The organism is Clostridium sp., assembly GCF_032576335.1.
In the GTDB taxonomy this organism is placed as follows: Bacteria; Bacillota; Clostridia; order Oscillospirales; family Acutalibacteraceae; genus Faecalispora.
The window spans coordinates 16515-38312 of record NZ_JAWFXC010000005.1; the positions used below are offsets into that span (position 1 = coordinate 16515).

The 21798-nt window shown below is 44.4% G+C and carries 18 protein-coding genes, 2 tRNA genes and 1 other annotated feature; of the genes, 13 read left to right on the forward strand and 7 right to left on the reverse strand.

What is annotated here, in order from left to right; translation table 11 throughout:
* Positions 1–31 precede the first annotated feature (31 nt).
* Together pheT and pheS are read right to left on the reverse strand one after the other, a co-directional pair.
* On the reverse strand, positions 32–2410 hold the full coding sequence (gene pheT / locus E7L17_RS06770; protein ID WP_316322501.1) for a phenylalanine--tRNA ligase subunit beta: 2379 nt from the start codon (positions 2408–2410) through the stop codon (positions 32–34).
* A gap of 13 nt (positions 2411–2423) precedes the next feature.
* Positions 2424–3443, reverse strand: coding sequence for a phenylalanine--tRNA ligase subunit alpha (pheS, locus tag E7L17_RS06775; protein WP_316322502.1), 1020 nt, complete (start codon positions 3441–3443; stop codon positions 2424–2426).
* A gap of 81 nt (positions 3444–3524) precedes the next feature.
* Positions 3525–3752: a binding site (T-box leader), on the reverse strand.
* Positions 3753–3937: 185 nt separating this feature from the next.
* Here pheS and E7L17_RS06780 point away from each other — a divergent pair.
* The 7 genes from E7L17_RS06780 (at position 3938) to E7L17_RS06810 (ending at position 10345) form a co-directional block, all read left to right on the forward strand.
* Positions 3938–4417, forward strand: a complete 480-nt coding sequence (locus E7L17_RS06780; RefSeq protein WP_410470653.1) for a MarR family winged helix-turn-helix transcriptional regulator — start codon at positions 3938–3940, stop codon at positions 4415–4417.
* Positions 4418–4786: 369 nt separating this feature from the next.
* Positions 4787–5200, forward strand: a complete 414-nt coding sequence (locus E7L17_RS06785; protein ID WP_316322503.1) for a metal-dependent transcriptional regulator — start codon at positions 4787–4789, stop codon at positions 5198–5200.
* 295 nt (positions 5201–5495) lie between these two features.
* Complete coding sequence (locus tag E7L17_RS06790) at positions 5496–7094, forward strand: ABC-F family ATP-binding cassette domain-containing protein (RefSeq protein WP_316322504.1); 1599 nt, start codon at positions 5496–5498, stop codon at positions 7092–7094.
* Between the two features lie 27 nt (positions 7095–7121).
* Positions 7122–7610 carry a YbaK/EbsC family protein gene (locus E7L17_RS06795; RefSeq protein ID WP_316322505.1) on the forward strand — a complete coding sequence of 163 codons (489 nt, stop codon included), beginning with the start codon at positions 7122–7124 and terminating at the stop codon, positions 7608–7610.
* 1 nt (position 7611) lies between these two features.
* The gene (locus E7L17_RS06800) at positions 7612–8148 is read left to right on the forward strand and encodes a CDP-alcohol phosphatidyltransferase family protein (RefSeq protein ID WP_316322506.1); all 537 of its coding nucleotides are present in this window, start codon (positions 7612–7614) and stop codon (positions 8146–8148) included.
* Between the two features lie 184 nt (positions 8149–8332).
* A complete protein-coding gene (locus E7L17_RS06805) occupies positions 8333–9607 on the forward strand; it encodes an acyl-CoA thioesterase/bile acid-CoA:amino acid N-acyltransferase family protein (RefSeq protein WP_316322507.1) in 1275 nt (424 codons plus the stop codon).
* 156 nt (positions 9608–9763) lie between these two features.
* Positions 9764–10345: a MarR family winged helix-turn-helix transcriptional regulator gene (locus E7L17_RS06810; protein ID WP_316322508.1), complete on the forward strand. Its 582-nt coding sequence runs from the start codon at positions 9764–9766 to the stop codon at positions 10343–10345.
* A gap of 120 nt (positions 10346–10465) precedes the next feature.
* Here the strand turns inward: E7L17_RS06810 and uxaC are convergent, their stop codons facing one another.
* Both uxaC and E7L17_RS06820 read right to left on the reverse strand, forming a co-directional pair.
* Positions 10466–11875: a glucuronate isomerase gene (gene uxaC / locus E7L17_RS06815; protein ID WP_316322509.1), complete on the reverse strand. Its 1410-nt coding sequence runs from the start codon at positions 11873–11875 to the stop codon at positions 10466–10468.
* Positions 11876–12000: 125 nt separating this feature from the next.
* Entirely contained in the window at positions 12001–12993 is a 993-nt protein-coding gene (locus E7L17_RS06820; protein ID WP_316322510.1) for a LacI family DNA-binding transcriptional regulator, read from the reverse strand.
* A gap of 210 nt (positions 12994–13203) precedes the next feature.
* Here E7L17_RS06820 and E7L17_RS06825 point away from each other — a divergent pair, with 210 nt between their 5' ends.
* The 4 genes from E7L17_RS06825 to E7L17_RS06840 all read left to right on the forward strand — a co-directional run bounded on the left by E7L17_RS06825 (position 13204) and on the right by E7L17_RS06840 (position 18139).
* Complete coding sequence (locus E7L17_RS06825) at positions 13204–14679, forward strand: tagaturonate reductase (protein WP_316322511.1); 1476 nt, start codon at positions 13204–13206, stop codon at positions 14677–14679.
* 15 nt (positions 14680–14694) lie between these two features.
* Positions 14695–16179 carry an altronate dehydratase family protein gene (locus E7L17_RS06830; RefSeq protein WP_316322512.1) on the forward strand — a complete coding sequence of 495 codons (1485 nt, stop codon included), beginning with the start codon at positions 14695–14697 and terminating at the stop codon, positions 16177–16179.
* 162 nt (positions 16180–16341) lie between these two features.
* Entirely contained in the window at positions 16342–17250 is a 909-nt protein-coding gene (locus E7L17_RS06835; protein ID WP_316322513.1) for an SDR family oxidoreductase, read from the forward strand.
* A 145-nt stretch (positions 17251–17395) separates the two neighbouring features.
* The gene (locus tag E7L17_RS06840; protein WP_316322514.1) at positions 17396–18139 is read left to right on the forward strand and encodes a GNAT family N-acetyltransferase; all 744 of its coding nucleotides are present in this window, start codon (positions 17396–17398) and stop codon (positions 18137–18139) included.
* A 91-nt stretch (positions 18140–18230) separates the two neighbouring features.
* Here the strand turns inward: E7L17_RS06840 and msrB are convergent, their stop codons facing one another.
* Both msrB and E7L17_RS06850 read right to left on the reverse strand, forming a co-directional pair.
* On the reverse strand, positions 18231–19184 hold the full coding sequence (gene msrB, locus E7L17_RS06845) for a peptide-methionine (R)-S-oxide reductase MsrB (protein WP_316322515.1): 954 nt from the start codon (positions 19182–19184) through the stop codon (positions 18231–18233).
* Positions 19185–19385: 201 nt separating this feature from the next.
* A tRNA-Leu gene (locus E7L17_RS06850) sits at positions 19386–19472 on the reverse strand.
* Positions 19473–19875: 403 nt separating this feature from the next.
* Here E7L17_RS06850 and E7L17_RS06855 point away from each other — a divergent pair.
* On the forward strand, positions 19876–20088 hold the full coding sequence (locus E7L17_RS06855; RefSeq protein ID WP_085832923.1) for a hypothetical protein: 213 nt from the start codon (positions 19876–19878) through the stop codon (positions 20086–20088).
* 488 nt (positions 20089–20576) lie between these two features.
* On the opposite strand, the gene E7L17_RS06860 is transcribed toward E7L17_RS06855, so the two are convergent.
* Complete coding sequence (locus tag E7L17_RS06860; protein WP_316322516.1) at positions 20577–21059, reverse strand: GNAT family N-acetyltransferase; 483 nt, start codon at positions 21057–21059, stop codon at positions 20577–20579.
* A 184-nt stretch (positions 21060–21243) separates the two neighbouring features.
* Between E7L17_RS06860 and E7L17_RS06865 the strand changes: the two genes are divergently transcribed.
* Positions 21244–21320, forward strand: a tRNA-Met gene (locus E7L17_RS06865).
* The last annotated feature ends 478 nt before the right edge of the window (positions 21321–21798 follow it).

The window sequence follows — 21798 nt, forward strand, 5'->3', positions numbered from 1 at the left end:
AAATGGGAATAAAGTATTACGATAGCTTAACTTAAGAACGCAGGTTTACACCGATTTTCTCAAGCTCTGCAAACACTTTTTTCATAACAGAACCGGTGGCTTCTTCGTTTAACGTGCTGTCACCGGAGCGCAGTACCAAACTAAATGCCACACTCTTTTTACCGGCTTCAATTTGCTCGCCCTTATACACATCGAACAGGCGAACGTTCTCGAGCAGCTTGCCTGCACCGCGAATGATTGCCTTTTGCAGGTCATTAACCGGAATGTCATCGTTGCAGATGAGTGCTAGATCACGGGTAACTGCCGGGAACTTGGGCAGGGGAGTGTACAGCTTCTCCAATTTTGCGTGTGCGTACATCACATCCATATCGAGCGTAAAGCTGTACACACGCTCACCAATACCGTAGTTTTCTTGCACTTGCGGATGAATTTCACCCAAAACACCCAATTGCTCTCCGTCAATGGTAAGAACGGCACAGCGGCCGGGGTGGTAGCTAGGTTCGTTTGAGGTGGCGGCAATGTCCCACTCAGTAACGTTCACGCTCTCTAGTAAATCTTCGACGATACCCTTGAGCGTAAAGAAATCTGTGCCGCTCCCATACATGCCGCCAACCAAAACACGGCGCTCAATGGGAAGCTTATCCGGTTCAGTGGGTAAATATTCTCTGGCGGGCTCAAAGAACGCAACTGCGGCATTGCGGTTGTTATAGTTCTTTGCAAGGATCTCCATCATGGAGGGCAGTGCTACCGTGCGCATTATGCTTGTGTCTTCCCCAAGTGGGTTCGAAATTACGACGGAGCGGCGCAAAGGCGAGTCCGCAGGCATCCGAATTTTATCGTAATATTTGGGGCTAATAAACGAATACGTGGTAATTTCGCTCAGGCCCAAAGCCAGCATTGTGTTGCTTACAGCAGCATCAAAGTGCTGGCGGGCGCTGTATTTGCCTTGTGCACCACCGGGAAGAGTTTGGCTCGGTATATTATTATACCCATAAAAACGAGCAATTTCCTCCGCGATGTCTGCTTTGTGCTGTAAATCGGGGCGGAAGGTAGGAACTACCACGGTTTCGCCTTCCACAGAGCAGCCAATGCGGTTTAGAATCTCTACCATTTGCTCTTTCGTCAGCTCACAGCCGATGAAGCGGTTAATCCACTCTGCTTCGAGCGGAATATGCAAAGGTTGAACGTTAATATTGCCGTCCATCAGCACATCGTCCATTACGTCGCCGGCGTCGAGCAGTTCCACAAGCTCGCAGGCGCGGTTCAGTGCGGGCAGGCAGTTGTTGGGGTCAAGCCCTTTTTCAAAACGGGAGGAGGAATCGGTTCGCATTCCTAGCGCTTTTGCGGTTAAGCGAACGGAGACCGCATCAAAGCAAGCAGATTCAAACACGATTGTTGTCGTATCATCCACAATACCGCTGAACTCGCCGCCCATTACACCGGCAACCGCTATGGGCTTTGCTGCATCGGCAATTACTAAATTGTTTTCATTTAGTTTGCGCTCTACTCCGTCCAGCGTGGTGATGCCCTCGCCGTCTTGTGCACGGCGCACACAGATTTTGCCTTGCTCTACAAAACGCAAATCAAAGGCGTGCATGGGCTGGCCGTACTCGAGCATTACATAGTTTGTAATATCTACAATATTATTGATGGGTCTAACGCCCATCACGCGCAGGCGCTCACGCAGCCAGCGAGGAGAGGGCTTTACCCGAACATTTTTTACGATACGTGCACTGTAAACCGAGCAAAGGTCATTCGCTTCAATCGCAACGTTTAATAGCTCTTTACCACTGCCGTTACCACCCTTAACAATTGGGGTATGCAGGGTAAGCGGCTTTTGGAAGGTAGCGGCGACTTCACGAGCCAAGCCAATCACGGAGAAGCAGTCAGGGCGGTTAGAGGTGATTTCAAACTCTACCTTCGTATCGTTAAAGCCAATTGCTTCCTGAATGGAGTCGCCGGGCTTGCAGTCCTCCTGCAAAACGAAGATGCCGTCTTCAATTGCATAGGGGAAATCGCTTTTAGTAAGACCTAGCTCACCGAGTGAGCAAAGCATACCAAAGCTTTCAACACCACGCAGCTTGCCTTTTTTAATCTTAACACCATTCGGCAGAGTAGAGCCGTGCAGTGCTGCGGGTACGAGGTCGTTTTCTTTCAGGTTCTGTGCACCTGTTACAATTTGAAGTGGCTCTGCCTGACCGACATCTACCGAGCAAATCAATAGATGATCCGAATCGGGGTGGGGAGTAATAGAAAGCACACGGCCTACAACTACTTTATCAATATCGGCACCTTCTGTGTGGTATTCTTCCACTTTAGAGCCGGAGATTGTAACAGCTTCTGCGAAATCACGCATCGGCATGGGGTCCATCGGTACAAATTCATTTAACCATTTCATTGAAAGATTCATGTTGGCTCACCTCCTAAAACTGCTTTAAGAATCGAATGTCGTTCTCAAAGAACAAACGCAGGTCGTCTATGCTGTAACGGCGCATTACTACACGCTCAAGGCCCATACCGAGCGCAAAGCCGCTGTATACCTCGGGGTCTATTCCGCAGTTGGAGAGCACCTTGGGGTGTACCATGCCGCAGCCCAGAATTTCAATCCAGCCCTCGCCTTTGCACAGGCGGCAGCCCTCGCCATGGCAGTTAAAGCACTGCACATCTACCTCGGCGGATGGTTCCGTAAACGGGAAGTGGTGGGGACGGAAGCGAACGACAGAGTCTTCCCCATACAAACGCTTCACGAAAGTTTCGAGCGTATCCTTTAAATTGGCAAAGGTGATGCCCTTATCCACAACAAGACCCTCAATTTGATTGAAGAGAGGGGAGTGGGTCGCGTCTACTGCGTCAGAGCGATACACACGGCCGGGAGAAATAATGCGGATAGGCGGCTCTTTCTTTTCCATTACACGAACCTGAACGGGAGAGGTTTGCGTGCGTAGAACAATATTGTCGTTAATATAGAATGTATCCTGTGTATCACGAGCAGGATGGTCTTTTGGCATGTTCAATGCCTCAAAGTTGTAGTAATCGTACTCGACTTCGGGGCCGTCTACAATTTCGAATCCCATGCCGACAAAAATCTCTTTGATTTCATCGAGAACAATCGAAAGAGGATGCTTTGCGCCTAGCTCATGGTGATTGCCGGGCAGGGTTACGTCTAGTTTCTCCTGCTCCAGACGAGCTTGTAAAACTTGCTCTTTCAAATCGGCGGCGCGTTTCGTGATCTCCTCCTCAATCATTGCACGAACCTGATTGGCCAATTGGCCAACAACAGGGCGCTCTTCTGCACTTAGGCCGCCCATTTGCTTTAATATTGTGGTCAGCTCGCCCTTTTTGCCTAGGTATTTTACCCGAAGCGTTTCCAGAACCTGCTGCCCCTTTGCCTGAGCCAGTTCTTTTACCGCACTGTCGCGGATGGCATCTAGCTGCTGCTTCATGAAATATTCTTCCTTTCGGTGTCAATTTAGAATGAGAACGATAACGTAAAGAAAATAAAAAAAGCCCTCGCCCCCTTATGAAAAAGGGACGAAGGCAAAACTCCTCCGCGGTACCACCCTGATTTTTGAAACATCAAACACTTTATATAGCCTTTAACGGTGCCTGCCGTCGCCGCCTACTTCATAAGTTCAGCAGCGCCGCTCCAAAGGGAACTTCTCCAATACTCACCCGCAAGCATGCTTTCAGCCCATGGCATACTCTCTCTGGTCGGAGAAAAACTGGGTACTTTCCTTTTTCATCGCGTTATCTTTTATTCAATATATCATGCTATTCACTTTTTTTCAAGGGGTAAAAGCCGGAGCGCCAAATTCCTTTGTCTTATAACTAGCCCGTACGTTTTTTAGTAATTCCGCTTTTGCCAGTGATTTATAAAATCCTAAAATATGCAGATGTTTTTAGGGGGCTTGACAAAAGTGTATAGCAACCATATACTATGGATATGAATGAAATGAAAAATGACAAACTTCAAATTGCGAACCAATCTCTCTATTTAGCATTAGCCTTAGTTGATCTGGATAAAAAGACTCGATTTTACGGAACGGATGTGCCGATTTTCCACTCTGAAATACATGTAATAATGGCAATCGCAGAGCATCCCGGTATTCATGTGGGGGGCTTGGCGGATATATTGGGAGTGACAAAGGGAGCTGTTTCTGAAATCCTGAAAAAATTGGAGAGAAAGGCTCTGGTAACGAAAGAGGTTGACGAGCTTAATTTATCTAGATATTCCTTGAATCTGACGGAAAAGGGGAGAAAGGCACATAACAACCATCTGCAGTACCATGCCGTTTTGAATAGTATGGTAGAAGAAGAACTAAATCATGCTTCTGACCAAGAAATAAAATTTTTAACCAGTTTTTTATCCTCTTTCATTAATCGAATCAAGTTTTTTGAAGAAAGTTTTGATGAATAAAAGATTTGCGTAAGTGTATGGTATCCATACACTTTTTAAATCGCTTTTAGTTAGGAGGTGCTAACATTAAAAAGAATAAATCACACAAAATTCATATAAAATCTGCTTCTCAAGATACGAGAAAGCAAAAGCGTAAGGAAATGGAAGCGGAGGAAAAAACAATCTGTGCCGTTTACAACTCTTATCTCTCCTGTATTTCATTTCCTCTTTACCTTTATGGTTGTCCAATGCTGCCGCCAATCCAATCTTTTGCTTATAGGGAAGAACAACGGAATACGGATGAAACGAACCGAAAAAAAGACAAATGAGCATATTTAAGTGTATGGTATGTATACACATTTGTTTTAATTCATAAAAGGAGAATCAGTGATGGGTAAAAAAATGAGCCCTTCCAAGGAGGAATATTTAAAAGCGATTTATCGATTGTCAGAAAAAACGAAGTTCGTCCGTTCCATTGATCTTGCCGATTATTTGAGCGTTACAAGGCCCAGTGTGCATCATGCCGTTACCGCGCTACAAGAAGAAGGACTTGTTGTAAAGCCATTGCACGGTGAAATCTGCCTTACGCAGGAAGGAGAAAAGCAGGGGCAGATTATTTCGGCAAAGTTTCAATTACTAAGACAATTGTTGATTTACTTTTGTGGTGTCAATGAGCAAACAGCTAGCGCAGACGCTTGTAAAATGGAGCATCTCATCAGCGATGAAACCACATTTGCTTTGAAAAATCTTTTAAATAGGGTTGAAAGCTCTTCTGCACATGCACATTATAAATTCGAAAAATAATCCTCCGTATTTACTTGCTAGTATTTCAATATTCGAAATATACAAATAGCGAAAGCAAAACTAGAAGATACTATTTCTCATTCAATAAAATGGTGTGGCTTTCTACTTACAAAATTGTACGAAAGCCCGCCGTTTTGCACAAGTACGGGTATAAAAAACAATGCCCGTTCGTTGGCTGTAACGAAGATGGAAATAAAATTTTGAATTCGTGGCAATTTATGATAGAATAATACGGTATTTGTATAGAATGGGCGGCATATGCGCGCCGGTATAGAATAACGGAGGAAACGAGAACATGATAACAGTATCCGAATTGGGATTGGGCTTTAACGGACAGAATTTATTTTCCGGCGTTAACCTGCTCTTTACCCCGGGCAATTGCTACGGTGTGATTGGCGCAAACGGCGCGGGAAAATCGACCTTTTTAAAAATCCTGTCTGGAGAGCTGGAACCGACGAAGGGCGAAGTTGTAATTGACAAGAAGCTGCGCATGTCGGTGCTCAAGCAGGATCACTACGCGTTTGATGCTTTTACGGTGTTTGATACGGTTTTGCAAGGCAACCCGCGACTGTATGAGGTTTCAAAGCAAAAGGATGCCTTATACGCAAAAGAGGATTTCTCAGAAGAAGACGGTAATTTGGCAGCGGATTTGGAAGCTGAATTTGCTGAAATGAATGGCTGGGACGCAGAAACTGAGGCCGCCAAACTCTTGCAGGGCTTGGGGATTTCGGTAGATTTGCTGTATGCAGAGATGAGCTCTGTTTCAGAAACAGAAAAGGTAAAAATCTTACTGGCGCAGGCACTATTCGGCCAGCCCGATATTATTCTGCTGGACGAGCCTACCAACGGTTTGGATGTTGACTCGATTCATTGGTTAGAAGACTTTTTGATGGATTACATGGGTACCGTTATTGTGGTATCACATGACCGTCACTTCCTCAATGATATTTGTACCCATATTGTAGATATCGACTTTACAAAGATTCGTATGTATGTAGGTAACTACGACTTCTGGTATGAGTCAAGCCAGCTGATTCAGCGCGTGATGCGTGACCAGAACCGCAAGAATGAAGATAAAATTAAAGAGCTGCAAGCGTTTATTCAGCGCTTCTCTGCAAATAAATCAAAATCCAAGCAGGCTACGTCGCGTAAAAAGCTGTTGGATAAAATCACGGTAGAAGAAATGCCGGCTTCCTCCCGTCGTTACCCTTACGTTGGCTTTACGATGGATCGTGAGCCTGGCAAGGAAATTTTGACGGTAGAAAACCTGAGTAAAACCATTGACGGTGTTAAGGTACTCGACAATGTATCGTTCCGCGTAAACAAGGGTGATAAGATTGCGTTCCTTGCGGAAAATAAAATTGCCGTTACCACTCTGTTTAAAATCTTGATGGAAGAACTTGAGCCGGATGAAGGAACCTTCAAATGGGGCGTTAGTACCTCTCAGTCGTATTTCCCCCAAGATAACACAGAATTCTTTAACGACTGTGATTTGAGCATTTTAAAATGGCTGGAGCAGTATTCAAAGGATACAACGGAAACTTACCTGCGTGGTTTCTTGGGTAAAATGCTCTTCTCTGGTGAAGATGTACTCAAGCAGGTAAATGTACTTTCCGGTGGTGAAAAGGTGCGCTGCATGCTTTCCCGCATGATGATGTTTGGCTCGAACGTACTTCTGCTGGATCAGCCCACCAATCACCTTGATTTGGAGTCTATCACCGCAGTCAATAATGGTATGATTGAGTTTAAGAGCGTTATTTTATTTGCCTCTCACGACCATCAGTTTGTGCAGACCGTTGCAAACCGCATTATTGAAATTTTGCCCGAGAATGGTGTGGTTGACCGCATGACAACGTATGAAGATTATTTGGAAATGAGGGCTCAGCGCGCTTAATGCGCTAAAACGGAGGCGTAACCAAACATGAATACGGAAAAGGTTCGGAACTATTTAAAGCAGTTTGGAAAAGACGATAAGGTTCAGGAGTTCGAGGTTTCCAGCGCTACGGTAGAGTTAGCCGCACAGGCGCTGGGAGTAGAGCCTGCCAGAATTGCCAAGAGCATTTCGTTAAAGGATGAAAACGGCTGCATCTTAATTGTTGCCGCAGGGGATGGTAAGGTAGATAATTCTGCATTCAAGAGTCATTTTGGTATGAAAGCCAGAATGCTTGTACCGGAAGAAACAGAGGAACTCACCGGCTACCGAGTAGGGGGCATCTGCCCGTTTGATAATCCCGATGGAGCAAAGGTGTATCTGGATGAATCCCTGCGCCGTTTTACTACGGTGTTCCCGGCTTGCGGAACCTCAAATTCTGCTATTGAGCTTACCTGTGAAGAATTGCAGAAATGCTCCCGTGCTCTTGGCTGGGTAGACGTTTGCAAGGGCTGGAGGGAACAGCCCTCAGCGGAATAATATGAAGAATTTGCCGAACGCACTGACAATACTACGGATAGCTCTTTGTGTTCCACTAGTATATGTGGAACCTTTTTCGATTGGGTTCTTTATGCTATATAGCATTTGCGGTGTTACCGATATGCTCGACGGCTTTCTTGCAAGAAGGTTTGGCTGTGCCAGCCCAGCGGGAGCTAAGCTAGACAGTGCGGCAGATTTTTTGTTAACTGCGGTGCTTCTATTTCGCCTTGTTCCTGCGATGAAACTGCCGATTTGGCTTTTTTGGTGGATTGCAGGAATAGCGCTGATTAAGCTTTGTTCCCTTGCGGTTAACTATGTTCGGCATAAACAATTTGCCTTTCTGCATACCTATGCCAATAAAACAGCGGGGCTGCTATTGTTTTGCCTGCCATTTGGCTATCCCTTTTTCGGGGTTAACGCCGGAGCGGTTCTTTGTGTGTTTGCTTCACTAGCCGCAATAGAGGAACTGATTCTCTGCGTTACCTCATCGGTTCTAAATCAAGATGTAAAAGGCATTTTCTTCTCTAAAAATAATTAGATGAACTTAATAAGTGAAAAGTGAGAGCTTGCTGTCTGGAAATATAGACAGCAAGCTCTTTTTTTGATTATTAAATAAATATATTGACTAATTGAATAGAGAGGGTTATACTAGACGCAATAAAGACAATATACTGACTAATTGCGAGGATACTCATAATAATATTTGTTTAGGAGAGTAAAAGATGAGAATCACGATTGATAAGCAAGAGGCCTTTGTGGATGAAAAAATACATATTGCCGTTTCGGAGTTACCAGCGAATCGTTTGTTAAAGGCAAGCCTTACCATGGAGCTGCCGTGGTGCAGCGGCGAGGAATTTTCATCTTACGCAGTTTTTCAAGTGGATGAATCCGGTATAGTGGATTTTTACCAAGCGGTTCCAGTGGAGGGTAGCTATCACACTGCGGACAGTATGGGGCTGATCTATTCCGTAAAACAATCAAAATCCGTAGGGAAAAATATTGTGCAGGGAATTGGCGTTGAAAACCCAATCCTTATCAAGTTAATCGTAGAATCTTCTTCGGAAAAGCGTGAAGTAACGCTTACACGGAATTTTAAAAGCAACGACCTCATCATAAAGCTGATCCACGAGGATTTTAACGGTGTGCTTTTTTACCCGCAAATACCTGCCGAGAAAACAATTCTAATGTTAGGTGGGTCGGATGGTCAATTGGATGCCCTTTCTTTAATGGCGGCTCCGATTGCCTCCAGAGGATTCAATGTGCTAACCGTACCGTATTTTGGGGCAGAGGGGCTGCCAGAAAAATTAGAAGAGGTTCCGCTCGAATACTTTGAAACCATTTTCCGGTGGTTAGAGAATAATGAAATCACAAAAGTGAAAGAAATCTATCTGCACGGTACCTCAAAAGGCGGTGAACTAGCACTTTTGCTGGCTTCCCGTTATCCTCAAATTAAAAAAGTTGCCGCAGTCGAACCGCATGTGTATTGCTTTCAGGCACTTGATGGTCTCGCGAGCGGCAAGAATGCTTCCAGTTGGTCCTATCAGGGAAAATCGATTCCTTTTATTCCAGTAGATAATGCAATATTCTTTGAAGAGCAGAAAAAAGCGGTGAAGGAGGGGGTTCCCTTTGGCTTTGCCAGCACCTATCAAAAAAGCATTGAGAAAGCAGAAAATCGAGAAGAAGCCAGAATAAAAATCGAGAATTCGGAAGCGGATTTTCTACTAATTTACGGGGAAAAGGATAATATTTGGAACAGCTACGATGCCTGCAAAGAAATACTGCAAGTGTTCAAAGAAAACAAGTACTCGCATTCAGTACAGATTTTGCCTTATAAAGATATGGGTCACCCGATACCTGTTCCTTTTGTGGTTCCTATCAGCATTACCTTAGAAATGCCAATGAATGGCGGAGTATTTACCTCCGGCGGTACCATTGAGGGGAATGCCAAGGGGCAGTATGAATCCTTTCAAAAAACAATTGCATTTTTTCAGCAATAAAATAAGAGAGAAGTAGCTTAATGTAAATAAATTTTAACGTAATAATAGTGCTTTTGATAGTCTTTTGATTAGTCTTAAGTAATCCTACTTATTATTGCGATGCCAAAAAAGCATTCATCTAAATAGTGATATTAAATTTCTAAGGCGGTTATGGCAGTGGATTATGAGAAAGAAATGCGACTGCTGCATTTAACGCAGCAAGTATACTCAAGCCTTATTTCTGTTTCAAACAAATTACAAACAGCCGGGGACAGATACTGTACCCCTTTTACGTCTCGGCAATATATGACGGTTTTGGCGATACTCCATTTACCGGAAGAGGAAACAACAATTGTAAACATCGCAAATAAGTTGGGCAGTACCAAGCAAAATATTACGCAATTGGTTTCTAGCCTTGAGAAAAAGGGATCTGTAGCAATTGGCCCTAGCAAAAAAGACAAACGTGCAGTGAATGTGCGTGTAACCGAGCTAGGTATGCAAACACTGCTAAGCTGCGCAGGCAAAATCTCGGTAGACTTAATGGCAGACCTCTTTGCTGACTTCGATGAAAAAGAACTGGAGCTTTTATGGAGACTACAAAAGAAGTTGTATGCTTTTGACGGAGTGGCTATGGATGGATTAGAGGAAAATGTGAAAGTTCCATTTTCGCTCAGTGAGCAAGAGATTCAAACCGCCCTCGAGCGATTCTCACAGAGGCGAAACAACCCGATGCCATATCAAACGAGCCCAATAGAATAAGCTGTTTTATCCTAGAAAACCCCATCCCGCTTTTTTAACCGGATGGGGTTTTGTTAGCTTAAAGAAGAGCCGTCGCAAATGATTGCGGCGGCTCTTCTAACAGAAGGAATATGAAAAAGGTTAAACGTTGAATTCAAAGTAACGATTGGTGTTGTTGAATGAAATATCCTGTACCAGTTTGCCAAGGTAAGGAATATCATCCGGGTACTCGCCGTTTTCTACCCATGTGCCAATCAGGTTGCATAGAATGCGGCGGAAGTATTCGTGGCGAGTGTAAGACAAAAAGCTTCTGGAGTCTGTCAGCATTCCGGCAAAGGTACCGAGAACACCCAGGTTCGCAAGGCTGGTCATCTGCTCAATCATGCCAGTTTTGGTGTCGTTAAACCACCAAGCGGAACCCTGCTGCAGCTTGCCTGCTGCTTCGGTTCCCTGGAAGCACCCAATCAGTGCGCCAACCATTGCGTTATCTGTAGGATTGAGGGGGTAAATGATGGTTTTGGGAAGCTCGCCGGTTTTGTCCAGATCGTTGAGGAATTTTGCTGCCGTGTCTGCACAGCAATAGGTTGCAATGCAGTCGAAACCGCTGTCAACGCCAATGCGGTCGAGCATACGGTCGTTTACACTGCGCAGTGCGCCGTAATGCAACTCCATCACCCAGCCAAGCTTTGCATACTTGCGGCCAACGAACAGAAGAATGGCATACTTATATTGATCGATTTCTTGCTGTGTAAGAGCCTCGCCGCTCAATCCCTTTTTCAATATAGCGTTAAGCTCATCATCCGTAGCAGGATTGTACATAATATAGTCAACGCCATGGTCAGAGGCACGGCAGCCCATGCTGTCGAAAAACTCCATGCGTTTTTCCAGTGCAGCGCGAACATCTTGAATTGTTTGAATGGAGACGCCGCTTACCTGCGCAAGCTGCTGCATATACTCGGTAAAACCGGGCTTATTAATATTCATAGCTTTGTCCGGTCTCCAAGCAGGAACAACCTTAACGTCAAAGGTTGGGTCATCCTTTATTTTCTGGTGCCATTCCAAAGAATCGATGGGGTCATCTGTGGTTGCAATGGCTCGCACGTTAGATTGCTTAATCAGGCCGCGAACGCTCATGTTGTCTTCCTGCAGCTTTTTGTTGCACAGGTTCCAAACCTCTTCAGCGGTGTCGGCATTTAAAACACCGTCGTACCCAAAGTAACGGCGCAGTTCCAAGTGGGTCCAGTGGTAGAGAGGGTTGCCAATTGCTTTGGGCAAACTCTCTGCAAATTGCTGGAACTTCTCGCGGTCGCTGCTGTTCTTGCCGGTAATCAGGTCTTCATTTACACCACAGGAGCGAATCAAGCGCCATTTGTAATGGTCGCCGCCCAGCCAAACCTGCGTAATGTTTTCAAACTTGCGGTCTTCGGCAATTTCCTGCGGGATGATATGGCAATGGTAGTCGATCACCGGCATTTTGCTCGCGTAGTCATGGAACAACGTTCTTGCCGTTTCATTGCTTAACAGGAAATCTTCATCCATAAATTTTTTCATGTTTTAAGCCTCCAGTTTTTTGTTTCATCAGCATGGTATACGAATCTTTTGTGAAAGTATGGACCTGTGGGGGATTGCTGTTTTCACTCCAGATATGGACCGAAAGTTCGGTGAACCCCCACTTTTTATTGTGGGGTTGCCTGAAAGGTATCTCGCTGAACCAGGGTAGCAGAAATCACCATTTTCTGCGGTACGCTTTTGCCCTCTAAAATTCCGGTCAGCATAGAAATGGCTGCGGGGCAGAGTGTGTCGAGCATATTATCTACACTCGTAAGGGAGGGAGAGCAGGATTCCGACAAAATGGAATTATTAAAGCCGATGACCGGCATCGTAAGATTCAGTTTTTGCAGTGCTTTGATTGCGCCAATTGCCAAAAGGTCTTCCGACGCCATCACGGCGCGAAAAGAGATACCGGAGTCAAACAAAGTAAGAACGCGGCGCTTTACTTGTTCAATCGATTTTGGCACCTGAACAATCAGGCTTTCATTTACAGGAATTCCGCATTGCTTTAAACCATCTCGGTAGCCGCTCAGCTTGGAGCAGCCGCTGTAGGTTAAAATATCGTAAAGATAAAGTATTTCGCTGTACCCTTGGCGGTTTAACAGAGTTACATTTTGTGCAACGGCAGTCTGCTCGTCACACGTAACGCAGTAGGTACCGGGTAGCTCTACTAACCCGTTAATAATAATAACGGGAACCTGCTTTGCTGCCATTTCAATATGGCTGTTATCCACATTTTCTTTAAACGCAGAGCCAATGAGGATGACCGCATCCACTCGCTTGGCCAACAGCAGCTCCAGGTACTTTTTCTTATCTTCCAGGTCGTTCCCGGTACAGCATAACAGTGCGTCAAACCCATTTTGGCGCAGAAGGCTTTCTACTAAAGAAACCGCCTTTGCATAGAATGTATCCGCAATATCGGTGCACAATATTCCAATGATCTTCATGGAGTTTAAATTGAGACCGCGCGCAAATGCGTTTGGTATATATTCTTCCTCCTGAATTACGGCCATTACTTTTTCCCGTGTAGCGGCACTCACATTGGGGCTGCCGTTCATTACGCGTGAAACAGTCGCAATGGAAACACCACTGCGCTGAGCAATATCATAAATGTTCATAAGAGCTGGTATCACCTTCTTTTGTAAGGGCTTACAATTGAGTATATCCTTTTCTAGCTAAAAAATCAAGAAATTTTTCGAGTAAAATTAGCTTTTTTAGCGTATAACCAATTAATCCAAAAGCTTTTCAAAAACCTATTGACATTTGAGTCTCAAATGTTAAAATAAAAAATGTAAGCACTTACATTGTGAAAAGGAGTCATCTTTGATATGAAACAGATTCAGGAGCTTCATTCGCGCTCACCCCGCGAAATAAAGGTCGTACAATTCGGCGAAGGAAATTTTTTGAGAGCCTTTGTGGACTATTTTATTGATGTGGCCAACGAAAAGGGCGCGTTTAACGGTGACGTTGCCGTGGTAAAGCCGATTTCTTTCGGCACTCTGGAGCGTTTTCACAAGCAGAATAATCTTTATACGGTTTCTCTGCGTGGCCGCAAAAATGGCGAGCCTTCCGTCGAAAACCGTGTGGTCACCTGCATCAATCGTGTGGTAGATGCTTATGGTGAATATGAGGAATACGCCGAATTGGCAAAGCTCCCCAGTCTGCGTTTTGTCGTATCAAACACAACGGAAGCCGGTATTGTTTATGATGAGACAGACCGTTTTGAGTTAACTCCTCCCAATACCTACCCTGGCAAGCTGACCAAGTTCCTGCATGAGCGCTTTACTGCGTTTAACGGTGCAAAAGATAAGGGTCTCATTATGTTGCCGGTGGAGCTAATTGAAAATAACGGCGGAAAACTGCGCGACTGCGTAAACCGCCTGATCGATTTGTGGCAGCTTGGCGATGAATTTAAGAGCTGGGTCGCCGAAAGCTGCGTATTCTGCAGCACCTTGGTTGACCGTATTGTAAGCGGTTACCCCAGAGGGGAAGCCGAAGCTATTTGCGAAAAAGAGCTTGGTTACCAGGATGACCTTCTTGATGCCGGCGAGCCGTTTGCTCTGTGGGTTATTGAGAGCGACAAAGATATCTCCGGCGAGCTGCCGATTGACCACCTTGAAAAAGACGGTATGGAGGTCATCTTTACCGATAACCAGAAGCCGTACCGTGAGAGAAAGGTACGTATTCTCAATGGTGCGCATACTTCTTGCGTTTTGGCAGCTTACCTTACCGGTAAAAACATTGTTCGTGATGCCATGCAGGATTCTTTGTGCCGCGAGCTGATGGAGCGCACGGTATTCGATGAGATTGTGCCTACCGTAAAGCTTCCCCGCGAACAGGCAGAGGCATTTGCAAACTCTGTACTCGAGCGTTTTGATAACCCGTTTGTAGACCACGAAATTCTTTCCATTGCACTAAACTCGGTTTCTAAATGGAAGTCTCGTATTCTGCCTACCTTTAAAGATCAGTTTGCAGCCAATGGAAAAGCACCGAAGTTCCTTACGTTCTCCTTTGCCGCACTGCTCGCTTTCTATACCATTGAAAAGCTGGAAGACGGCGTGATGGTTTGCCTGCGTGACGGCGAGCCTTACCGTTTTAAGGATGACGAGCCGGTTATGGATTTCTTCGCAAAGCATTGCAAGCTGTCGGTGGCAGAGTATGTGAAAGCGGTTGCTTCTCATGAAGAGTTTTGGGGCGAGGATTTGACAAAGTACGGTGATTTTAAAGAGCAGGTAACTGCCAACTTGGAAGACATTCGTGCGAACGGCATGACAGCCGCTGTGAAAAAGCTGCTGGGAAAATAAACGGAGGAGCCTTTTATGAAGCAGTTTTATCAAATTAACCCAAAAGATACCGTCATTGTTGCCTTGCAGCCTATCCCTGCAGGAACAGTGCTCGATGTTGACGGTCAAGAGCTGAAGGTGGTAAACGATGTACCTCCCGGCCATAAAATAGCACGCAAAGAAATGAATGAGGGAGAGCCGATTGTCAAATACGGCTTTCCCATTGGTACCGCGGCACGCAAGATTCAGAGCGGTGAGTGGGTGCATACCCACAACGTGAAAACAACCCTTGGCGAGCTGCTGGATTACACTTATACTCCCGATTTTCATGAATTGGAAGCGATTGCACCCAAAACTTTTGAGGGTTACCGCAGAAAAGACGGAAAAGTGGGTGTTCGCAACGAAGTTTGGATTATTCCGACCGTTGGCTGCGTGAACTCCATTGTAAAACAGATTGAATTGCAGTCTCAGCAGTATTTAACCCCGGAGCTGGACGGCATCTTCTGCTATACACATCCCTATGGCTGTTCTCAACTGTCGGACGACCATACCAATACGCAAAAAGCGTTGACGGGAATGATACATCATCCCAATGCGGGTGCTGTTTTGGTGGTTGGCCTTGGCTGTGAAAACAATACCATGGAACAAATGCAGAAAATGATTGGAGACTATGACCCAGAGCGTGTGAAGTTCATGGTTTGCCAAGAGTTTGAAGATGAAATAGAGGTTGGCGTACAGCTTATGGAAGAGTTGTGTCGTTATGCTTCTCAGTTCCATAGGGAAGAATGCAGTGTGTCTGACCTTGTAATTGGCCTAAAATGCGGCGGTTCCGATGGATTCTCCGGCATTACCGCAAATCCACTTGTTGGTGCTTTCTCCGATTTGTTGGTGGCACAGGGTGGAACCAGCATTTTAACGGAAGTTCCCGAAATGTTCGGTGCAGAAACGATTCTCATGAATCGCGGAAAAGACCGTGCAACGTTTGATAAAACGGTTGATTTAATCAACGATTTTAAAAAGTACTTTATGCGTTACGGGGAGGAAATCGACTCCAATCCGTCCCCCGGTAACAAGGCCGGTGGAATTACCACACTGGAGGATAAATCCCTTGGGTGCATCCAAAAGGGTGGTACGGCAAAGGTGGTAGATGTTCTAGGCTATGGCCAGCCGGTTGCCCATAAGGGCCTTAACCTGCTGCAAGGACCCGGAAATGACCTTGTCGCCTCCACAGCGCTGGCAATTTCCGGAGCTCATATTGTGCTATTTACCACTGGCCGCGGCACACCGTTTGCTTGCCCTGTTCCTACCATTAAGGTTTCGAGCAACACGGCACTTAGCCAGAAAAAATCTGGATGGATTGATTTTAATGCCGGTCAGCTTCTGGAAGGCCGCAGCATGACTGAGGTTGCCGGAGAGTTCTTTGACTTTATTGTTGATGTTGCTTCCGGCAGAAAGCATGCAAAGTCTGAAAGTTTAGACAAGCGCGATCTACCCATCTTTAAAGATGGTGTAACCCTTTAATTTGCTTTCATCGATTTCCCTTTTATATGGCACTCCTGCGTTTGCAGGGGTGCCACTTTTTTATCTCTTATTTTCTGCCTTAATACAAACAGGCTTAAATTTTGTCTTTCGGTAGTATATATAGTGATAGAAATAGCTTGAGGGGAAAGGGAGTTCTGCTTTATGTATCCAATTTATCCATACTATGGGAGCAAACAAGTTTGCAAAGAGGAGCCGGTCGCATTTCCATCTCAACAACAGACGGTGCAGCCCGGCATGGAATACTTGATGAGACCACTGCCGATTTTTGAGAATCCCGAGTATCGAGCGGGTGGGAAATTAAAGGGCAAAACCGCGCTCATTACGGGAGGAGACAGTGGAATTGGCAGAGCAGTAGCAGTTGCTTTTGCCAAGGAAGGTGCGAATATTGCCATTGCATATTTAAACGAGCAAAAAGATGCGCAGGATACAAAGCGGGTTATTGAAGAGCAATATAGCGGGCAATGTCTGTTACTGGAGGGTGATCTTCGCAGTGAAGATACCTGCCAACAGGTAGTGGAGCTTACAGTTCGGCAATACGGAGGGCTTCATGTATTGGTAAATAACTGCGCCGTTCAATTTGTACAGAAAAACTTTGAAGATATTACAACAGAACAGCTGCACAACACTTTCGCCACCAATGTGTATTCCTACTTTTTTATGACGAGATATGCTCTACCATATTTGCATGAGGGAGATAGTATTATCAATACGGCATCGGTTGTTGCTTACCGTGGGGATGAAAATTTAATTGATTACTCCTCTACCAAGGGAGCGGTTGTGTCGTTCACGCGTTCACTGGCACTCAATTTAGTGAATAAGGGAATACGAGTGAATGCGGTTGCTCCAGGCCCGTTTTGGACTCCGCTTCAGCCAGCCGCCGGTTCTCAGCCGCCGGAGGCTATTCAGTCCTTTGGTGTAGACACTCCTATGAAGCGAGCAGGTCAGCCCTTTGAGATTGCCCCTGCCTATGTTTACCTTGCTTGCGATGACTCCCGCTATATGACGGGTCAAACCTTGCACGTAAACGGCGGAGACTGGATTGGCGGATGAAGAATAAAAAAACGGCCTCCGGTTCAAACCGGAGGTCGTTTTTTTTACGGTTCTGGTTGTACTTGCCAATCTATGTTATACTATATTTTAAATTTAGGCTCATTTAATCAAAGCTTTATTTCAATTTAAGGGAAGAGGGGATACAATGGCGCAATTAAATCAGGTCGCATCCATTTTTGCAGGCTGGGAGAAAGCGATGATTCGTTCCTGTCTGGATGGCTGCATGGGTTATTTTCTCACAGATGACGAGCAAAACCCCTCTGCGGCCCAAATTGTGATGGGGGATTTTTGCTTCTTTGCCGGAGTTCCGAATGCCGCCTTGGCTGCAAAAGCGGCGTCGCCAATCATGGTTCCGCAAAATGGCGAATGGGAGCAGATGCTGCAATCGGTGTGGGGGAATGGGGCAACCAAAGCATTGCGGTATGCCATTCAAAAAGAGCCCGATGTGTTTTCCCCAGAACGATTACATGGCTACATAGATTCGTTAGAAAAGGACTATCCCCTAGAAATCATTGGCGAGGAGCAATACCATTCTCTTCTTCGGGATGATTGGTCGAAAGATTTGTGTTCCCAGTTCCCCAGTTACGAAGATTACCGCCAAAAAGGCGTAGGCGTTGTAGTTACCTATAAAGGCACAGCGGTGAGCGGCGCTTCCTCCTACTGTGTGTATTCGGGCGGAATTGAGATCGAAATCGACACAAACCCGGAGTATCGAAGAAAGGGACTGGCCACTGCCTGTGGAGCTGGCTTAATTTTGGAATGCCTCAAACGTGGTCTATACCCAAGCTGGGATGCGCACGATTTGCGATCGGTTGCTCTGGCAGAAAAACTGGGGTATCACATGGATCACCCTTACACCGCTTATATAAAAAATGATTTTGTTCTTTAGGATAGAGAATTAAATAAAAAATATAAAAAGGACACTCTGATTCAGCTACTGCTTTTTCAGGGTGTCCTTTTAATTGGAATAGGAAAGAGGTTTATTCTGAAAGGAGCGGAAGCAAATGCCCATATCCTTCTTTTTCCATATCCTCTTTTGGGATGAACCGGAGTGCCGCGCTATTTATGCAGTAGCGCTGGCCGCCAAGTTCTTTGGGGCCGTCTGGGAACACATGACCCAAATGTGCAGATCCAACTCGACTTTTTACTTCGGAGCGAATCATGCCATGAGATAGATCGGTCTTTTCCTGCACAACATTCGGGTCTATCGGTTTAGCAAAGCTTGGCCAGCCGCACCCGGAATCAAATTTATCTCTGGAAGAGAAGAGTGGCTCGCCGGTTGTAATATCCACATAAATGCCGGGCTGGAATACGTGGTCAAATTCATTTTGAAAGGGCAGCTCCGTTGCTTGCTCCTGAGTTACTTTGTATTGCAAGTCGGTTAGTTTGCTGCGAAGTGTATCTTCATTCGGCAGTTGATATTCCGCGGGGTTTATGATAGCACGGCTGGCTTTTTCAAACTTTTCAGGAGCAATATGGCAGTAGCCGCCGGGGTTTTTATCAAGGTATTTCTGGTGGTACTCTTCCGCCGCAAAATAGTTGGAAAGAGGCTTTACTTCAATCGCGATTTTTCTCTCGTGTTTCTGTTGCAGTCGTTGAAGCGATTTTGTGATAACAGGCAAATCGTTTTCATTGGTATAGTAAATTCCTGTTCGATATTGGCTGCCGACATCGCCTCCTTGTCGGTTCAGCGAAAATGGATTCACAGAATCGTAATACAGCTCCAATAAAAATTCCAATGAAAGCTTTTGAGGGTCATAAATAACCTTTACCGTTTCTGCATGCCCCGTGTTTTGGTTGCAAACTTCTTCATAGGTGGGAGACTGCGTTACGCCATTCGCATACCCAACTTGCGTTGAGATTACCCCGGGTATGGAGGAAAGATATTTTTCGCCTCCCCAAAAGCAACCGCCCGCCAAATATATTTCAGACATCGTTTTACCTCCATTCTACATTTATAATACCGAAAAGTGAGATGTTTTTCTTTTATCACTATTATAACAGAAAAAAGGAAGAGAAATACAGTTTTGTACACAGATAGAATAGAACCCTTTTAAGGCAAGATTGGTACATTTTAAATAAAAATAGAGTAGAAACAAAAAAACAGAGCAGAAACAATTGTTTCTGCTCTGTTTTGGTGCGAGGGAGGAGACTTGAACTCCTATGAGCTTGCGCTCACTAGAACCTGAATCTAGCGCGTCTGCCAATTCCGCCACTCTCGCATGTTTTTTCGCAACCATTTGATTGCTTGAGTATTATATCATGGGCTATTTTATTTGTCAACAAGGTGGCTAAAACTTTTTCGACATCTTTTCATTTGATTCCGAAGATTCGACAATTATGCAAAAAAACTCGAATTTTATACAGTTAAAATTAGGTCATAAAAAGAATAGTAAAAATCAAAAATACTGATTTGTTGAGATATTTCGCTAGTGTTTCGTGGCATATTTTGGCATATTAGGCATTGTAACCGAAAGAATTACAATTAAACGGCGGAATATTCATAAAACCTCCATTTTTAAGGGATTCAGGAAATAAACGTATAATTTGACAAGATTCACCATACCAATAAGATATAATAAAAGACAGAAAATGAGTGATAAATAGAAAGGATGTATAACACCAATGAGAATACTGGTAACAAAAGAAGAGCTGGACAGAAAGCTGACACAGGTCAGTCATAACGATTTAATTGAGTTATGCATTGTACCGGCGCAAAAAGATGGAGCGGAATACAACCCCGGATTTTTGCACCTCGGTTTCATACATAATGGACAATATTATGATTTGGAATCAATTGATGCGTATTTTACTCAAGAAGGAATTAAAACGGCTTAATAATTGCATGATGTACCCTCCCCCCAATTAATTGGCTTATGCCATCCCTGCGATGTGATAGTAAACAGTAAAATATCCTAAACCCCCGAAAGGGCCCATCTAATATAGACGGGCCCTTTCGGGGGTTCATTACTTAATATATATGGGAAAAGTGTGTCATAAGCAGGTTAAAAACAACATCTAAGATATTGTATATAAGAAAATGTAACAACTAGAGTAAATCGTATAGTTGGTATACTTATATTGAAAACATGAAGCCCTCATAGATACAAACATATACCGAATAATTGAATTTTATCACGTTGTTATTTTTTAGTCAATCTATTTTAAAGAAATAAAATGATTTTTTCTGATTTTTTTTATCAAATTGCATTATTTACACCTATATTACTGTAATTTTGCAATAAAAAACTCTCTCTCCACATCTAATTTAGTGAAGGGAATAGGAAAGAGGCCATGCTCATACGGCTTTGTTGCTGGCAAAAGCGTTACAGAGTATGGTAAAATAAAATAATATCTTGGTAGGTATGGTCTTTCATCCGAAAACCAAGTGGGACCGTACCGATTTCAACAAAGCCTAATTCACGATATAATCGAATAGCGTGAATATTGCTTTTTACTACGGCATTGAATTGGAGAAGTTGAAAACCAAGAGCTTTGCTCTTTTCTAAGGAATGCTGAACTAAAAGTTTTCCTATTCCGTTCCCTCTGTACGCCGGCAGTATCATATACCCAGCATTGGCTTGGTGATTACAGCGCCCCACGTTGTTTGGGTGGAGGATATATAATCCCATAATCACACCGTTTTCTTCTGCCACTGCGGTAAAGCTCTGTTCCGCAAAAAAATCAACCGCTTGCTCCAGTGTGAGATAATCTGTTTGAGGAAATGAATTTCCTTCTTCTACAATTGTATTCCATATTTTTGTTAACATAGGAATATCTTTGTCTTGATATTCTCGAATCGATACCATTACAGAGCACTCCCTAACTGCATATGCAACTAAATTTGAGAAAAGTATATCACATACTAATTGAGGGGACAAGCAAATCAAAAAACTCTTTTTTAATTAAATTAACATTTTTTTCAAAAAGGCTTGACTTCTTAGGTTAACGATGTTATTATAGTTAAGCGCTCTTGAAGAGACGCAAAAATATCGCGGAGTGGAGCAGTCCGGTAGCTCGTCGGGCTCATAACCCGAAGGTCGTCAGTTCAAATCTGGCCTCCGCAACCAAACATACAGAAACAAGCCCATAGAAATATGGGCTTGTTTCTGTTTTATGATAAATTTATATGGAAAGGGCGCCAGCAACTGGAATTGAACCCCCATTATATATAGAAAAGTGTCGTGAATAATCGAGTCTGGTTAGTTCTATAACTGGCTACTCTCACCAGATACGTATTTGCTCTCTTCTGCTATGCAGGGCAGGCGCGCTCGCTTAACAGCCTCTAACTATTAAGGTCGTGGCTGCACAGTCTATCAAAGAGTATTGTTACATCCTATACCGATTTTGGCATTCAGTATTAAGTGGATTCACTACATCCACGATCTCATTTTATTACTGAATAGAAAAAAACAGGAGCCTAGACGCAGCTGGTGAACTGTACGTCTGAGACTCTTGAGAAGAATATAGTAACCATGCTACCGTGAGATAACACAGAAAACCAATCCGTGTTAATGACATTTTAGTGTTCGGAACGTACTTCATTTA

What these genes read in the sequence shown, in the direction of transcription:
- pheT (WP_316322501.1), bottom strand. Translation starts at nt 2,410, where the DNA reads ATGAATCTTTCAATGAAATGGTTAAATGAATTTGTACCGATGGACCCC.
- pheS (WP_316322502.1), bottom strand. Translation starts at nt 3,443, where the DNA reads ATGAAGCAGCAGCTAGATGCCATCCGCGACAGTGCGGTAAAAGAACTG.
- E7L17_RS06780 (WP_410470653.1), top strand. Translation starts at nt 3,938, where the DNA reads ATGGATATGAATGAAATGAAAAATGACAAACTTCAAATTGCGAACCAA.
- E7L17_RS06785 (WP_316322503.1), top strand. Translation starts at nt 4,787, where the DNA reads ATGGGTAAAAAAATGAGCCCTTCCAAGGAGGAATATTTAAAAGCGATT.
- E7L17_RS06790 (WP_316322504.1), top strand. Translation starts at nt 5,496, where the DNA reads ATGATAACAGTATCCGAATTGGGATTGGGCTTTAACGGACAGAATTTA.
- E7L17_RS06795 (WP_316322505.1), top strand. Translation starts at nt 7,122, where the DNA reads ATGAATACGGAAAAGGTTCGGAACTATTTAAAGCAGTTTGGAAAAGAC.
- E7L17_RS06800 (WP_316322506.1), top strand. Translation starts at nt 7,612, where the DNA reads ATGAAGAATTTGCCGAACGCACTGACAATACTACGGATAGCTCTTTGT.
- E7L17_RS06805 (WP_316322507.1), top strand. Translation starts at nt 8,333, where the DNA reads ATGAGAATCACGATTGATAAGCAAGAGGCCTTTGTGGATGAAAAAATA.
- uxaC (WP_316322509.1), bottom strand. Translation starts at nt 11,875, where the DNA reads ATGAAAAAATTTATGGATGAAGATTTCCTGTTAAGCAATGAAACGGCA.
- E7L17_RS06820 (WP_316322510.1), bottom strand. Translation starts at nt 12,993, where the DNA reads ATGAACATTTATGATATTGCTCAGCGCAGTGGTGTTTCCATTGCGACT.
- E7L17_RS06825 (WP_316322511.1), top strand. Translation starts at nt 13,204, where the DNA reads ATGAAACAGATTCAGGAGCTTCATTCGCGCTCACCCCGCGAAATAAAG.
- E7L17_RS06830 (WP_316322512.1), top strand. Translation starts at nt 14,695, where the DNA reads ATGAAGCAGTTTTATCAAATTAACCCAAAAGATACCGTCATTGTTGCC.
- E7L17_RS06835 (WP_316322513.1), top strand. Translation starts at nt 16,342, where the DNA reads ATGTATCCAATTTATCCATACTATGGGAGCAAACAAGTTTGCAAAGAG.
- E7L17_RS06840 (WP_316322514.1), top strand. Translation starts at nt 17,396, where the DNA reads ATGGCGCAATTAAATCAGGTCGCATCCATTTTTGCAGGCTGGGAGAAA.
- msrB (WP_316322515.1), bottom strand. Translation starts at nt 19,184, where the DNA reads ATGTCTGAAATATATTTGGCGGGCGGTTGCTTTTGGGGAGGCGAAAAA.
- E7L17_RS06855 (WP_085832923.1), top strand. Translation starts at nt 19,876, where the DNA reads ATGAGAATACTGGTAACAAAAGAAGAGCTGGACAGAAAGCTGACACAG.
- E7L17_RS06860 (WP_316322516.1), bottom strand. Translation starts at nt 21,059, where the DNA reads ATGGTATCGATTCGAGAATATCAAGACAAAGATATTCCTATGTTAACA.